Annotated in this window: 12 protein-coding genes; 8 read left to right on the forward strand and 4 right to left on the reverse strand. The window is 39.7% G+C overall.

What is annotated here, in order from left to right; all coding sequences use genetic code 11:
* Nucleotides 1-72 precede the first annotated feature (72 nt).
* Together ACP14Y_RS04335 and ACP14Y_RS04340 are read left to right on the forward strand one after the other, a co-directional pair.
* The gene (locus tag ACP14Y_RS04335) at nt 73-924 is read left to right on the forward strand and encodes a transketolase (protein WP_424961746.1); all 852 of its coding nucleotides are present in this window, start codon (nt 73-75) and stop codon (nt 922-924) included.
* 15 nt (nt 925-939) lie between these two features.
* Entirely contained in the window at nt 940-1,896 is a 957-nt protein-coding gene (locus ACP14Y_RS04340) for a transketolase family protein (protein ID WP_424961747.1), read from the forward strand.
* Nucleotide 1,897: 1 nt separating this feature from the next.
* On the opposite strand, the gene ACP14Y_RS04345 is transcribed toward ACP14Y_RS04340, so the two are convergent.
* Entirely contained in the window at nt 1,898-6,205 is a 4,308-nt protein-coding gene (locus tag ACP14Y_RS04345) for a PDC sensor domain-containing protein (RefSeq protein ID WP_424961748.1), read from the reverse strand.
* A gap of 133 nt (nt 6,206-6,338) precedes the next feature.
* Between ACP14Y_RS04345 and ACP14Y_RS04350 the strand changes: the two genes are divergently transcribed.
* Nucleotides 6,339-7,532 (forward strand): aspartate aminotransferase family protein, encoded by a 1,194-nt coding sequence (locus ACP14Y_RS04350; protein WP_424961749.1) that lies wholly within the window; start codon nt 6,339-6,341, stop codon nt 7,530-7,532.
* On the opposite strand, the gene ACP14Y_RS04355 is transcribed toward ACP14Y_RS04350, so the two are convergent.
* Nucleotides 7,529-8,707, reverse strand: a complete 1,179-nt coding sequence (locus ACP14Y_RS04355) for an aspartyl protease family protein (protein WP_424961750.1) — start codon at nt 8,705-8,707, stop codon at nt 7,529-7,531. The genes ACP14Y_RS04350 and ACP14Y_RS04355 overlap by 4 nt on opposite strands.
* Nucleotides 8,708-8,788: 81 nt before the next feature.
* On the opposite strand from ACP14Y_RS04355, the gene ACP14Y_RS04360 reads away from it, so the two are divergent.
* Entirely contained in the window at nt 8,789-9,601 is an 813-nt protein-coding gene (locus ACP14Y_RS04360) for a purine-nucleoside phosphorylase (protein ID WP_424961751.1), read from the forward strand.
* 9 nt (nt 9,602-9,610) lie between these two features.
* On the opposite strand, the gene ACP14Y_RS04365 is transcribed toward ACP14Y_RS04360, so the two are convergent.
* Nucleotides 9,611-9,835, reverse strand: a complete 225-nt coding sequence (locus ACP14Y_RS04365) for a hypothetical protein (protein ID WP_424961752.1) — start codon at nt 9,833-9,835, stop codon at nt 9,611-9,613.
* Between the two features lie 364 nt (nt 9,836-10,199).
* Between ACP14Y_RS04365 and ACP14Y_RS04370 the strand changes: the two genes are divergently transcribed.
* From ACP14Y_RS04370 to ACP14Y_RS04385, 4 genes are all read left to right on the forward strand, one after another.
* Nucleotides 10,200-10,688, forward strand: a complete 489-nt coding sequence (locus tag ACP14Y_RS04370) for a DUF2214 family protein (protein WP_424961753.1) — start codon at nt 10,200-10,202, stop codon at nt 10,686-10,688.
* Between the two features lie 39 nt (nt 10,689-10,727).
* Nucleotides 10,728-11,243 carry a DUF3124 domain-containing protein gene (locus tag ACP14Y_RS04375; protein WP_424961754.1) on the forward strand — a complete coding sequence of 172 codons (516 nt, stop codon included), beginning with the start codon at nt 10,728-10,730 and terminating at the stop codon, nt 11,241-11,243.
* A gap of 13 nt (nt 11,244-11,256) precedes the next feature.
* On the forward strand, nt 11,257-12,243 hold the full coding sequence (locus ACP14Y_RS04380) for a hypothetical protein (RefSeq protein WP_424961755.1): 987 nt from the start codon (nt 11,257-11,259) through the stop codon (nt 12,241-12,243).
* Nucleotides 12,244-12,307: 64 nt separating this feature from the next.
* Entirely contained in the window at nt 12,308-12,544 is a 237-nt protein-coding gene (locus tag ACP14Y_RS04385) for a hypothetical protein (protein WP_424961756.1), read from the forward strand.
* 74 nt (nt 12,545-12,618) lie between these two features.
* Here the strand turns inward: ACP14Y_RS04385 and ACP14Y_RS04390 are convergent, their stop codons facing one another.
* Nucleotides 12,619-13,815, reverse strand: a complete 1,197-nt coding sequence (locus tag ACP14Y_RS04390) for an acyl-CoA dehydrogenase family protein (protein WP_424961757.1) — start codon at nt 13,813-13,815, stop codon at nt 12,619-12,621.
* Between the last annotated feature and the right edge of the window lie 28 nt (nt 13,816-13,843).

The raw sequence follows: 13,843 nt of genomic DNA on the forward strand, positions 1-13,843 counted from the left end.
TTAGATAATAACAAAATGAAGGACACTTATATTCTGTATTATTACATTTGCCACCTTGAAAATATGAGCCCAATGTCAAACCCTCCTAATCTGGAAAACCTTCAAAAAATTTGTTCTCAAGTACGGCGCGATATCGTGCGTATGGTGCATGCCGTAAATTCAGGCCACCCCGGTGGTTCTCTTGGATGCACAGAGTATTTCGTAGCACTTTATAATCACATCATGAAGTATGACCCTTCATTCAATATGGAAGGTAAAAGTGAAGATGTTTTCTTTCTTTCGAATGGTCATATTTCCCCGGTTTTCTACAGCACTTTAGCAAGAGCAGGCTTTTTTGATACTGCAGAACTCGCAACTTTTCGAAAGTTAGACTCCAGGCTTCAGGGACATCCTGCTACGGAAGAAGGACTACCAGGAATAAGAATTGCATCTGGATCGCTTGGTCAGGGGCTTTCTGCAGCCATTGGGGTTGCCCTTGCCAAGAAACTGAACAAAGATGATCGAAATGTTTTCGTGTTAATGGGAGACGGTGAGCAACAGGAAGGGCAGATTTGGGAAGCGGCCATTTTTGCTGCCCATAATAAGGTTGACAATCTAATTGCCACCATTGATTATAATGGTCAGCAGATTGACGGGCCACTGGAGGAAGTGAATAGCCTGGGAAATCTGAAAGCTAAATATGAGTCCTTTGGATGGGACGTACTGGAGTGCAATGGGAATGAGTTGAAGGAATTGATTGAAACATTAGTAGCTGCAAGGTTAAAATCCGGGAATGGAAAGCCGATTATGATACTGATGACCACCGAGATGGGCAAAGGAGTAGACTTCATGGAAGGAACTCATAAATGGCATGGGGTTGCTCCTAATGATGAGCAGCTTGCGGATGCGCTGAGCCAGTTAGAAGAAACTTTAGGAGACTATTAAAATCACCAAAACTAAATGAAGACAAAACTTACTTATACTGACAAGAAAGATACGCGTTCCGGTTTTGGTGACGGACTTTTAGAAGCCGCAAAGAGCAACCCAAATATTGTTGGTTTGTGTGCCGACCTGACTGGTTCACTAAAAATGAATGCCTTCCAAAAAGAATTTCCAGAGCGATTTTTTCAGGTTGGGATCGCTGAAGCTAATATGATGGGAATAGCGGCCGGACTAGCAACCGCCGGTAAGATTCCATTTACAGGAACATTCGCCAATTTCTCAACGAGCCGTGTATATGATCAACTGAGACAGTCTATCGCTTATTCTGAGAAGAACGTCAAGGTTTGTGCTTCGCATGCCGGACTGACTTTGGGAGAAGATGGTGCAACACACCAGGTACTTGAAGATCTTGGCATGACCAAAATGCTACCGAACTTCACCGTGATTAACCCGTGTGACTATCACCAAACGAAAGCAGCGACGATAGCTATCGCTGATCACCACGGTCCGGTTTATCTTCGATTTGGTAGACCCGGATGGCCGATGTTTATGAAAGGTCAGCCTTTTGAAATCGGTAAGGCGATTACATTGATTGAAGGATCTGATGTATCCATTTTTGCTACGGGACATTTGGTGTGGCGAGCAATCGAAGCTGAGGCGATTCTGGCAGAGGAGGGTATCTCTGCTGAAGTAATCAACATCCACACGATCAAACCATTGGATGAAGAAGCCATCCTTAAGTCGCTTTCTAAAACCAGGTGTGCTGTTTCTGCGGAAGAACACCAAATTGCGGGTGGGCTTGGTGAAAGTATCGCTCAAACAATTGTAAGAAATGATTTGGTACCGCAAGAGTTCGTGGCAGTAAACGACCAATTCGGCGAAAGTGGAAAGCCAGCAGACTTATTGGATAAGTATGGACTTGGTGTGAACGATATAGTGGATAAAGCCAAAAAAGCGATCCAGCGTAAGGGCTAATTTAACCACTGCCATTTTGAGCAGTTGATTTCCCACCAACGAAAACAGACCCGAATCGAGTCAAAAGTCCGAAAATACCCACTAGTACACTCATAAGTGCATTAAGGTTGTGAAAGAAATCCGGATTTGCAAGGAATAGGAAAGCCAATACTCCCAAGAGAATTAAGACTAATACGGTACTAATTGTACTCCAGGTGCCCTTTTCTCTTACTTCTTTTTCCATTTTAAGCGCCTCACTTTTCTTGATCACCATTAGTACAAAGTTGGTGAAGCTTTCATTCATGATTTTTAACTCCTGATCATAAACAAGCAATCCTTTCTCCAAAAGATTACGTATTCCGGTAGTATTGTTTGCATTGACGAATCTGTCAGCTGCCAAATCATATATGACGTACTTTTCCTCTTTTGAAAGTGTATTCCATAACCCCTGGTAATAACTTTCAGCTAATAGTTGAATTCTTAGAATTATGTCTTCCTTATCGACAAGTCGCTCGTCACCAACATTTTCCCTCATTTTAATGAAATAGTCTTTCACTGCTGGAAGCAGTGTGGGTAAAAAAGTTCCCTTATTAAGTTCTTGTTTAAACAGATTTTTATATTCCTCTGTCTCTACCCATTTGTTTAATTCAGTATCAATTGCATCTGTTTGCTTGATTGGATTATGAACCACAATAAAGCCTCCAAGTAATTGTCTCCACACCTCTATTTCCAAAGTATAACTAGAAATGTTCACTACTTCCTTTTTTGCCAACTCTACCTCGTAGAATTCAATTACTGCTCGCGGATGAACATTCGTTGAAATCACGAGTTGAGACACCTCTTCTGTGATAAGTTTCTCTAATATTGCCCGTCGCTTTATATTAAAATCATGAGAAGAGATACCATATTCAAAATTTTCAAGAATGACTCCTCTGCTCTTTTTATAAGAAGCTTTCATAATCTTTCCCCAATCGTCATTATGGTTCATATCAATAAGATCGATCACCTTATTGGATGAGCCCAAAGACTGCAATAGCTTGCTTTTATTGGATTTTGGCAGGCCTAGTAAAATGATATGAGGATGCAATCGATCGGCCAGTTTGTCATTTGTTTTATCACTGGCCACTTGCTTAAAGTTTTCAATTTCAAGTGGAAGGTGGTTTTTGAAAGTTGCATATTGAAGTGCGTATATCTTGTTTGCACAGTATTCGATCAACACGTAGATGAATACAAGAACTACCAAAATGATCACTACAAAAGTGGCGCCAGAGAATGTGCTAAAAGTGGACATCTCTAGCTGATCCAATTTGCTTTTAACAATTGTCCGACCGCTTTCTCTCCTTTCCAAGGGATCATAACTCCCGCGATAATGCAGAACTAAAAAATCAATATTGGAAGAGTCAGCCCCCGCAATTTTTCTCTTCTCAGTGGTATACCTCCAGTGATAGTTGCAATCATGAGAGCCATCATAAACAAACCCTTTACTTTTCACAATAAGATTATTGTAATGAGGACGGATGGAAGCAAATATTTGATCTGCAATAGATTTGCCAAAAGTACATTTCAGTGTATCCTCCCTGCGTTCTATTTTCTCAATGTTGGCATATTTAGCTGATGTCAATCTGGAATTGAAATAATCATTCCTGAGTGAGTCATCTTCTATTGCCTGCACCCAGTTATCTAGAATTCTTATCTTCTGATGATAACTCTCAGCAATAGCTAACTGGTCATATTTTTGCCAAATTTTGGTCTCTTCATTGTAGCTGACACGAAAAATATACAACACCGGAAGTACGCTGCTAACTACCAGCCAAATGAATAAATAAAACGAATATCCATGCTTTTCAAAAATGATTTTATCAAGAGAGAGGCGCTCGTTTATGAAATCCAAAAGCTGATGGTACCTATTACTTATCAGTACAATTGTGATAAGGATAATTTGGTAAAGCGATACCCACCAGTTCTGGATTAGTACCTCAAGCCCTCCATCTTTCACTGAATAAAAGAAAATAATATTGGCTACCACAAGGAAAAAAATGAAAGAACCAAAGAAGCGTTTCCTTTCTCTATTATGTAGCCGCTTATCTTTTTTTCCGTCAGAGAGCCATGAGTAAGCAACCATGAATAAGTACGCATTGGTGATGACGAATAGAAATAAAATATCATACTCCCTAATACCCCATGATTCCTGAAAAAGGATAAGAATGCTCATCAAAATAGTGACTATGATGAAAAGCACAGCTAAAGACAAATACTCGGCTGACTTTTCTTTACAAGGCTTGATCCAGTGAAATAAGAAACTTTTGATTTTAAGCTTGGATCGTTTTTGTTGTAAAATGTACAGAATCAGCATCATTAAACTAGCCATACCAAAACTGACCAGGAGCAGAATAATTGATATGCTAATAACTCCCTGAATCTTAGCGTTACGATATTCCTTATTGTAAAATACCACCAGATACAGAGGCATAGAATTGATAGGCTTGATATAGGCCTGATGATTTACATTTCGGTATCTTATGTGTGCGAAATCATCCACACGGGAGTGAATCGCTGCAATTAAGCGGGCCGGTTCATTAGACTCTTCCAGAAAATTTTCTTGCAAAATCCTGTCTTTCTCACTGTGATATTGCACTTCTCCTGTCGGGTTGATCACTGCAAAACCATATCCCGGTGGAAGAATCGGATGCATGACACTCCCCATTTGGCTGGTAATAGCTGCTATAGGATATCCTTTGTTTTCCAGGCGAGAAGGCACAGAAATGGCGGTTTCCTTGCTGAAATCGCTCCAGGAAATGATCGATTCTAAAAAGCAGTCATAAGCGATAGTGTCATAACGAAAAGTCCATAGAGAATCTTTAAGTACCTTTTTTACATAGGTTCGTTCCCTTAATGAGATATTATTCGATGAGAAAGAAAGAGTGGTTTTAACCAATTCAGGCCTACCGTTTCTCCTTACCCAAAAAGCATGATTATAATACTGATAGGTGCTATCATCCAGCACATCTACCGCATCAGACAAAACTAACTTGGTGGTATCGAGTCGAGCGTCCATTTGATTCAATGTGTAGAGCATGTCTCCCACCTCTTTCTCAAAGGATGCTGAAATCTGACTTGAAATCTGTTCGAGCTCATTATTCATCCGCTCGCCATCCCGCCAAACAAATGTGTAAATCACGAAGATTATCAATAAGATGATCGGAACACCGATAATTATCGAAACACCCGTCATCACTACATTCTTAATGTAAAGACGCTCAATTGAGCTCATGAAAATGAGCTTAAGTAATGGCATAGAAATGATTAACAGCAGTACAGTAAGAATGGCTAATACCAGCACAAAAATTTCTACCTTCTGGGCTTCTTTTTTAAATTTCTCCGATTCCAAAAACCCTCCCAGGTAATATTTCTTCCCTTTAATATTGAACTGATGAAAAACGAGCAAATAATCAGTATTGTAAAGACTTACTTTGACCGGCTGGACTAGTTTGGGATCATCAACGTTGCTCACAGAATCCTGGTTGGATCCAAAAGCTGCAGAGGCATCTTCTATCGCTTTTAATGATTTGAGGTCTATCGGGTTTTTAAAAGTCTGAAATGCAACAGAATATTTATTTTCCCCTTCTCCATAATAGTTTTCAAAGTCCTTCAGCAAAATGAATTGTTGGTAGAACTTATTTTTTAAAATATCTCTCAGAAATGATCCCGAAGATTCACTGAATTGAACCCAGGAATTCAACCCCTCTTCTTTATCGTTTTTTTCAATAAACCAAGTGAAGGAATTTTGATCCAGATAGTAATTTTTTCGCTCGTAATAAACCTCACCCTCCTGAAAAAAATCAACATGAACATTTTCTGGTGCCGCTGATTCTAATATCGATTTGATATTATCGCTAACATCCAATTCTAATTCTCGGTACAGATTATCTAACCGCTTATATGCCCGATCAATATTTTCCCTTAATCTTCTTTTTGCCTGATCAGTTTTGCGTGCAGTATCCGGATTGTAGTCATATTCCTCTAACTGCGAATAGTACCTCTCTGTAAGAGCGTTTAATTGCTTTATTTCATCATTTTTGTTTTTGAAAATCTTTTTTAAGTCTGGACTTACCTCATCATATACTGTCCCTAAATACTTTTCATACCCCTTACTCTTATTCTGAATATTTAGTGCTTTTCTGTGCAGAACCCGATAAGCTCTTTCTGTGATTTCTTTTTCATTCCCCTGCACATATACAAGGAAATAGTATGCAAACACACCAATGATAATTAGAAACGTAGTGAAAATAACCGTATTCTTACGGCTCACTTTAGGGAGCGAAAGTGTCATAGTGGTTAGGTGATTAGTGAGTATCACTAGTAAGATACTAATGATTGAACATAACTAAAAGGCTGATCTTGATTTTCCTTCAATAATCACACTTTAAAATCAAATAGTTAAAATCGCATTGCATCTTTGCGCTATGCTTTCAAACAGACAGCTTTTTCTCAACCATTTGGCTCAAACATCTGATGCTCCTCTGATGCTGGAAATGATTTCTGCCGAAGGTGTGTACATGACGGATACTGATGGTAAAAAATACATTGACCTGATTTCAGGTATTGGGGTATCCAATGTTGGCCATCGTCACCCTAGAGTTGTAGATGCAATAAGAAATCAGGTGGACAAGCATCTTCATGTGATGGTTTATGGGGAGTTCGTGCAGAGTCCTCAAGTCAAACTTGCTGAAGCACTTACTCAAACCCTACCTGACAATATGGATTCAGTATACCTTGTCAACTCAGGAAGTGAAGCAATAGAGGGGGCTATGAAGCTTGCCAAAAGATATACAGGGAAAGCTAAAATTATTGCCTGTAAGGATGCATACCACGGTTCCTCACATGGAGCTTTATCACTCACTGGCAGTGAAGATTTCAAACAAAGCTATCGCCCCTTATTACCCGGTGTATCTCACATGGATTTTGGCAATACTGAGTCTCTTGACGTCATAGATGAGGATACTGCTGCGGTAGTCATAGAAACCGTCCAAGGTGAAGCAGGTGTTCGGGATGCTGATAGTGATTATTGGAAAGAAGTTGAAAAAAAATGCAAGGAAACCGGTGCTCTTCTGATACTGGATGAGATTCAGTGTGGTTTTGGGAGAACAGGAAAACTATGGGCTTTTGAGCATTATGGGATAGTTCCGGATGTACTCGTTAGCGCCAAAGGAATGGGAGGTGGCATGCCCATTGGATGCTTTATCTCATCAAAAGAAATCATGGGGGTTTTTACCAACAATCCTGTGCTTGGTCACATTTCCACGTTTGGCGGGCACCCGGTATCCAGTGCAGCTTCTTTAGCAACTTTGCAGGCAATACTGGAAGAAAATCTATTGGATGGAATAGCCCGGAAAGAGCAATTATTTCATGACTTACTTAAACACCTAATGATTAAAGAAGTGCGAAGCAAAGGACTAATGATGGCGGTCGAGTTTGAATCATATGACATTCTTAAGCCAATCATTGATCGTGCAATTGAATTAGGTGTAGTTACAGATTGGTTTCTATTTAACGATCGATCCATGCGAATCGCTCCACCACTGATTATCACGGAAGAGGAAATAAAAAAAGCCTGCAAGATTATCATGCAGGCTATTGATGACGTTAGTGGACGCTAGATCAGTTGATTAAGATCGAGCGTAAAGGTTTGCTCCTGCCCCATTTGCCAAACAGTGAGTTCAACATCTTTATTCACCTCCTCCAAAATCGATCGCAGCTGAGGTAATGTATATTCACTCACGTCTTTTCCATTTACTTTTAGTATCTCCGCATCTGTTTTGATTCCTGCAACTTTAGCAGGACTGGCATCATATACCCGATGCACCAGCACTTTACTCATGTCTTCACTTAGCTGAAGGTAAATGCCGCTCGCGTTTACTGAGAATGGATCATTGTAGTTTTCATTCTTTAAGAAATAGATCTTCTCCCTGGAATAATCAAATGTGATATTGAATCGTTTCAACAACTTATTACCCATTATTCCAGCTACTTTTTTGTTATTCTGGATACCATGCTTCGCAGTACTTATTCCGATGGGCATTTTAGAAAAGTCAAAAGTGCCAAATCCAAAATTCTGAACTCTACCTTCATAGTGCATTGTTTCCTTATCGCTCAAGCCAGCAACAGGATAGGAAAAATGTTCACCTGTTCTATTAACAATCTCATTTTTATCCGCGAATTTGGTATTGAAATCCAGTGTAGTACCCGCACCCGTATTGATAAAAAAGTCACCACTTAGAACTTCGCCATCATTCAAGGTTACTTCACCTTCTATGTGTGGAATGTAGTTGTCTAGCTTAAACTCAAAACTCTCTCCAAAACCATCATGTTGATAAGCGTTCTGATCATACAGTTCAAACATCCCTTTGTTGTAATCCAATCTCACCACATAATGATGAAGTAAATCGTAACCAATAATTCCATCTATATTTCTACCAATACTCATTTCCAGGTGCCGTAGACTGGTAGCATATAGTTGGATGTCTTTTTCCAACTGAATTCCATTCAGCTCAATCGTATTGTGATCTATCAACGCTCCTTTAACAGCTCCCTGCGCACTGGTTTTTGAGGCTTTATGATTTAGGTCGAGACCAAGTTCGTTTGCCACATCCAAATCAATAACTGGCAATCCATCTCCTGTATCAAAAATGAAATCAAGCGGTTCAGATCCATCCACACTGAGTTGGATAAACAAGTGATCCCCAAACAACTGCATCTTCGTAGATGTAATAGGTGTTTGTGCGTTGAGCAAATATGAAACGAGGGCGAGTAAGGCAATAAGAAATTTTTTCATTGTGATTGGAGTCTAATTAATTTCAGGTCAATTTAGAGATTATTCAAAATAGAACCATAAAAATAGATATACGCTATGCAAATGATTGAAAAAGTTAGTGCTGCGGTCAAGTTTCTCAAGGAGAAAGGATTTGAAAATCCGGAGGTCGGCATCATACTTGGAACCGGCCTGGGTGCATTGACCGATGAAATCGAGGTAGAGAAGGAATTTGTATATGCCAATATTCCTCACTTCCCTATTGCCACCGTGGAGTTTCATAAAGGCAAACTGATCTACGGTAAGCTGGAGGGAAAAACGGTTGTGGCCATGCAAGGACGTTTTCATTACTATGAAGGTCACAGCATGGGACAGGTTGTTTTCCCTGTACGTGTCATGCAGATGCTGGGAATCAAGAAGTTGATTATTTCCAATGCAGGAGGTTGTATGAATTTAGATTGGAAAAAGGGTGAATTAATGTTGATAGATGATCACATTAACCTTCAGCCTGACAATCCCTTGAGAGGACATGAAGCCACCGCATTCGGTCAAATTTTCACGGATATGAGTCAGCCCTATAATCACGAAATGAATAATAAACTCCAATCGATAGCTAAAGAGAAAGGCATAAAATTGAATAAAGGAATATACGTGTCAGTAGCAGGCCCTAGTTTGGAAACAAGAGCTGAATATCGACATTTGAGAATGATTGGTGCTGATGTAGTTGGAATGAGTACAGTTCCGGAGGTTATCGCTGCTAATCAAATGGGGTTGCCGGTATCAGCTATTTCAGTGCTTACTGATAATTGCGATCCTGATAACCTGGAGCCCATTGATATTGAAGATATAATTGCCACAGCTAAAGGTGCAGAAAAAGACCTGGTTGTCTTGCTAAAGGAATTGATGAATAGGATCTAGCTTACCAATTCAGCTTTCTGAAAATTCAACCTGATCCAATAGCTCCACGATATTCGGATCCGCATTACTCAATGTGTTTTTAAATGGCCATGGTTCATTCAAATCAATCCTATCATCCTGATTTGATTTCATTCCTTTAAGGTGTTGCACTTCTTTTTGAGCAGACCTGCCATCAGTATTGAATCGGGCACTACTTAAAACGAAAAATGTAACAATCAGCAATACAATCCTCATACTTCATTGTCAGGTTGTGAATTACATGAGCTAAACTAGATGAGATATATACCAAAGTAAATCCCCAAAAAATGGTATTTATTAATTCACGTTTTATACGGATTAGATACATCCGTAGGGAGACAATAATGACTGATTATATTATCAAATGATAAAAAATTGCCAATAACGCTACCCTATTTAGGGTATTTTTAAAAAAATGTCTTTCATCCATGGTTTATAAATCAATCAAAGTGATTAATCTAGAACGCTAATTGGTTAAAAAATGAATGGTTTAACTGTTGGAGCTCCATTCAAAAGAACTATCTAAGGATAGTTGGTTGGGTTCGGCTACACTTTGTACGGTGAAAGTCGAACCTTTTTTATGAAACTAACCAATAATGGTTGTCGTTACCTCAGCATGCTCAACCTGGCACTAAACACCTACATTCACTTACTTTTCATCATAACCATTTTCTGCTCCCTTGTAGCGGAACTGATCATAATCCAAAACAATATCTCCTGGAAGTCATTAAAAAAGCTCAGCGCTATTGATGGAATTTATGGGCTTTCAGCGTTGATGGTGGTTGGGACCGGTTTGCTTAACTGGATGGTCTTTGGAAAAGGAGGCACCTATTACACTGGCAATACACTCTTTCTGATCAAAATTTCGCTCTTTATCGTCGTGGGATTGCTTTCCATTTATCCTACTGTCATGATTGCACGAGCAAAAAAGCAGAACAAAAAGGATCCACCGCAAGTGATTATGTTGCCAAATGCGGCAAAAATGAAACGTTACGTATTAGTAGAAATAATTATTATGGCGTGTATCCCTTTGTTGGCAGAGCTGATGGCCAATGGCATTGATATATGATTCAAGATATGGGTAACTTTCAGAAAAGAATCTACCTCCATGAAGCTACTATTAATAATTCTGTCATTTTTTCTTACATCTTGTCTTAAGCCGGACCCAAACATCAATGAAGATACCGGCACTGATGAATTGGCCAATCTGGAAGTAGAAGACCCACTAAGGAAATCTGAGATGGCTTATGAAGATATAATTTATGTGCCCATTTATTCAGACATCTACATGGATGCTAATAACCAAAAGACCCTACTTGCAGCGACACTTAGCATTCGTAATACCAGCTATGCAGATTCCATTTTCATTTCTAAAATTGATTATTTCAATACCAATGGAACTTTAGTCCGAAAATACTTAAGTAATCAAATAAGCCTGCCACCCATGGCCACCATCAATTATGTGATTGAGCGAGAAGATGACACAGGAGGAACAGGAGCTAATTTCATCGTGAAATTAAGTGCGAGGAATACCGAGGTAAAACCTTTGATTCAGGCAGTAATGATCGGCCAAAGTGGCAACAAAGGATTTTCATTTGCTACTGACGGATATTCAATCAAATAAAAGTCTTCTACTTATGAAAAAACTTATTCTCGTTCCTTTTCTTTTTATAGCTCTTAGCTGCTTTTCTCAGGAAAGAATAGCCTATTCGGATACCACTAAGTATTATCAATTTTCAGTGAACTATTGGTTCAACATGCATCATTTCCTTTGGGTAGAAGCCTTTATGAATCAGGAGGTAGATAGCACAATGATTGATATGGAACTTGATGCAGATGCAAAGAGCGAGCTCAAGGCTGCCGTAGATTATTATAGAAATAAGTTAGTAGCTGAGGATTTGAGAATGAGTGATTATCAAACAGCATTCAAAAACTGGATAACTAACAAAGAAGCCACTCTTGATGAAATTCCCAATCAGTTCAATACTCACATGAAGGTGCTAAAAAAGTTTAGCCCAACCTATAACCATGCTTTTTGGAATGACCACCTCCGAGCATGTAAGCGAGTGCTTCAGGAAAATATTCCATTGATTCGAGCCACAGAGGAGAGCTATGTGGATCAGATCACTAAATTAACAAGACAGTTCTGGGATTTTGATCCAATAAAAGTAGATGTAACTATTTACGCTAAATCTTCTGATTGGAACCTCAGAAACAGACCTTATACATCTATTTTTCCTACCCATGTGGTTATGAATGCTGCAGGAGAAAATGATGTTCAGGGCAACTGGACTGAACTATTGTATCATGAATCTGCTCACCATTTAATTTTATCTAGCAATTACTTTATTGGCGGTACGATAAGGGATTTGGTGGAAGTTAAAGGCTATAAAACACCTCGACAGCTATGGCATGCCATCCTTTTCTACTTTACTGGCGAGATTTCCAGAGATTTATTTGAAGCTGAAGGCCTTTCATATCCTGAAACCTATATGCAACGAAACAACGTTTTTAGCGGCTTTCATACCCTGCTGGAGAAACACTTCTCTCCATATATGGATAGAAAAATAATTCTGGCTGAAGCAGTTGATGGATTTATTCAGGAAGCTTCCAAAGAAAATTAGCACTCAGAAAAAAAATAACTAACAATTCCCACGTCGATGGGTTATAATTTAAACTTCATTCGACATGAAAGAATACACAATCATTTATAGAAACAGACAATCCGAAGAGGTAGCTGCTCATGGTAAGTCTGATCTTATCAAGCATCATTTTGACGGTGATGAAGATAAGTTTAAAAATGAGGTAGAAAAACTTGTATGGAATGAGTTGAGTATGCAGTGTGTGCTTGATGTTTCAAAAGACAAGGTTCAATCCCAGCTATTCACAGCAGACGTCAATCCTTACGGATGGCGAAATGCATGATGAAATAAAAGATTTTTGAGTAGTAGAGTAGGTTGATAGAGCGCCCCAATCCCAAATGTGGCGCTCTTCTTTTTTTACTTGAATGCCGGAATACCAGTAATGTCTGCACCCAGGATAAGCAAATGAATATCATGCGTTCCTTCGTATGTTACTACTGACTCCAGGTTCATCATGTGTCGCATCATCGGATACTCCCCAGTGATACCCATTCCTCCATGAATTTGTCGTGCCTCCCTTGCAATATTCAATGCCATCTCTACGCTATTTCTTTTGGCCATGGAGATCTGAGCCGTTGAAGCTTTTGCCTCATCCATCATTTTACCCAATTTCCAGTTTAGTAATTGAGCTTTTGTGATTTCTGTCAGCATTTCTGCCAATTTTTTCTGAACTAACTGGAATGCTCCAATAGGCTTACCAAACTGCTCTCTCTCCAACGAATACCTCCTTGCAGAATCATAGCAGTCCATGGCAGCACCGATAGCTCCCCAGGCGATTCCATACCGTGCCTTATCCAGACATCCCATCGGGGCTCCTAGCCCGTTTTTACCCGGCAATAAATTCTCCTTTGGTACTTTCACATCACTAAATACCAACTCCCCGGTACAAGACGCTCTCAGGGACCATTTACCGTGCGTCTCAGGAGTGCTGAATCCCTCCATACCTCGCTCAACGATCAATCCGTGAATTCTGCCTTCTTCACTCTTCGCCCACACCACTGCAATATCAGCTTTTGGTGAATTTGAAATCCACATTTTGGCACCATTTAGCAGGTAGTGATCGCCCATATCTTTGAAATGAGTTTCCATTCCGCTAGGGTTGGATCCATGATTTGGTTCGGTCAGCCCAAAGCATCCAAGCATGTCACCAGAAGCCAGCTTAGGTAGATATTTTTTCCTCTGTTCCTCGGATCCATAGGCATAGATTGGATACATCACGAGTGAGCCCTGTACTGAAGCCGTCGAACGCATTCCAGAGTCACCACGCTCTATTTCTTGCATGATTAAACCATAAGAGATATAATCCAGACCGCCTCCTCCATATTCGGTGGGAACAGTAGGTCCAAACGCCCCTACTTCACCAAACTTTTTCACAATTTCTTCTGGAAAATGATTCTTTTCAGCCCATCCTTCGATGTAGGGAGTAATTTCCTTTTTCACAAAGTCCCGCACGGATGAACGGATCAGTTTATGCTCTTCCGTTAGCAAATCATCCAGGGCGTAAAAATCCGGTGATTCAAATTCATCTACAAAGTTTCGCTTTTCTGCACTCATCAGAGGATAGGGTTTATGTCTGTTGTTA

Source organism: Ekhidna sp., from assembly GCF_965247405.1.
Lineage (GTDB): Bacteria > Bacteroidota > Bacteroidia > Cytophagales > Cyclobacteriaceae > Ekhidna.

Excerpts from the sequence above, each read along its gene's own strand:
- ACP14Y_RS04375 (WP_424961754.1), top strand. The coding sequence starts at position 10,728 with ATGAAGCTACTATTAATAATTCTGTCATTTTTTCTTACATCTTGTCTT.
- ACP14Y_RS04355 (WP_424961750.1), bottom strand. The coding sequence starts at position 8,707 with ATGAAAAAATTTCTTATTGCCTTACTCGCCCTCGTTTCATATTTGCTC.
- ACP14Y_RS04370 (WP_424961753.1), top strand. The coding sequence starts at position 10,200 with ATGAAACTAACCAATAATGGTTGTCGTTACCTCAGCATGCTCAACCTG.
- ACP14Y_RS04340 (WP_424961747.1), top strand. The coding sequence starts at position 940 with ATGAAGACAAAACTTACTTATACTGACAAGAAAGATACGCGTTCCGGT.
- ACP14Y_RS04360 (WP_424961751.1), top strand. The coding sequence starts at position 8,789 with ATGATTGAAAAAGTTAGTGCTGCGGTCAAGTTTCTCAAGGAGAAAGGA.
- ACP14Y_RS04390 (WP_424961757.1), bottom strand. The coding sequence starts at position 13,815 with ATGAGTGCAGAAAAGCGAAACTTTGTAGATGAATTTGAATCACCGGAT.
- ACP14Y_RS04335 (WP_424961746.1), top strand. The coding sequence starts at position 73 with ATGTCAAACCCTCCTAATCTGGAAAACCTTCAAAAAATTTGTTCTCAA.
- ACP14Y_RS04365 (WP_424961752.1), bottom strand. The coding sequence starts at position 9,835 with ATGAGGATTGTATTGCTGATTGTTACATTTTTCGTTTTAAGTAGTGCC.
- ACP14Y_RS04385 (WP_424961756.1), top strand. The coding sequence starts at position 12,308 with ATGAAAGAATACACAATCATTTATAGAAACAGACAATCCGAAGAGGTA.
- ACP14Y_RS04350 (WP_424961749.1), top strand. The coding sequence starts at position 6,339 with ATGCTTTCAAACAGACAGCTTTTTCTCAACCATTTGGCTCAAACATCT.
- ACP14Y_RS04345 (WP_424961748.1), bottom strand. The coding sequence starts at position 6,205 with ATGACACTTTCGCTCCCTAAAGTGAGCCGTAAGAATACGGTTATTTTC.
- ACP14Y_RS04380 (WP_424961755.1), top strand. The coding sequence starts at position 11,257 with ATGAAAAAACTTATTCTCGTTCCTTTTCTTTTTATAGCTCTTAGCTGC.